General features: G+C 64.3%; 1 protein-coding gene. It reads right to left on the minus strand.

The window, feature by feature from the left end; all coding sequences use genetic code 11:
- A partial coding sequence (locus tag B1729_RS18630) for a DUF808 domain-containing protein (protein WP_163634268.1) occupies positions 1–879 on the minus strand: 879 nt, incomplete at its 3' end.
- Positions 880–1,031: the final 152 nt, after the last annotated feature.

Below are 1,031 nucleotides of genomic sequence, written 5' to 3' on the forward strand. Positions count from 1 at the left end.
GACCGGCGCCCTGCCCTTCACGACTCTCATCACTGCGAACACGATCCCTGCGATGAGCAGCCCGAGCACCAGGCCGAACAGGCCCGACAGTGCCGTGTCGACGATCCATTCGACAACCGGCCCGAGCGACTCGACCGCGTGCGTCGCGGCGTGCAGTGCGTTGTACGGGCCCTCCCAAAACGTCTCCGCCAGATTTGCGATCACCAGATGGCCACCGACCCAGAGCATCGCCACTGTGCCGATGACACTGATGATGCGGAACACCGTGGGCATCGATCGCACGATCCGTTCCCCGGTGCTGCGTACATGGGGCGCGGAGCTCTTCGCCATTCCCAGGCCGATGTCGTCGATCTTGACCAACAGCGCGACGGCACCGTAGACGAGCAGCGTCATGGCGAGAGCGATCACGGCAAGGGCACCGAACGTCATCCAGAGACCGAAGCCTGCGTCGAGGCTGGCCAAGGAGATCAGCATGATCTCGGTGCTCAGGATCAGGTCTGTGCGAATCGCCCCGAATACGAGCTTGCGCTCGTTCCGGGGTTCATCCTGACCAGGACCATGCTCGGCGCCGAACCACTCCATGACCTTCTCGGCGCCTTCGAAGCAGAGGTAGGAGCCTCCCACGATCAGCAGCCAGGGCAGCACCCAAGGCGCGAAAGCGGTCAGCAGCAGGGCGACGGGGATGATGATGACGAACTTGTTGACGAGACTGCCGAGCGCGATCTTGCCGACGATCGGCAACTCGCGCGCGGGAAGAACGCCTTGCACGTACTGCGGCGTGACTGCCGCGTCATCGATCACCACGCCAGCCGTCTTCGCGCTCGCTTTGACAGCGGCGGTCAGGATGTCGTCCACGACCGCGAGCAAACCAACCGACATGCTCACACCTCCGCCCTGGACCTCCGACGCGCGGGCGCGCGCCCATCGACTTCATGCACGCTAGTGCAGCCCTCCCGCGTCGACAAACGGGTTGCGTTCATTCATCTCAGCGGGCACGGGATGCGTTGCCCACCGCGGCACGATGAACGACC

The sequence above is a fragment of the Microbacterium sp. B35-04 genome (genome assembly GCF_010634885.1).
Lineage (GTDB): Bacteria > Actinomycetota > Actinomycetes > Actinomycetales > Microbacteriaceae > Microbacterium.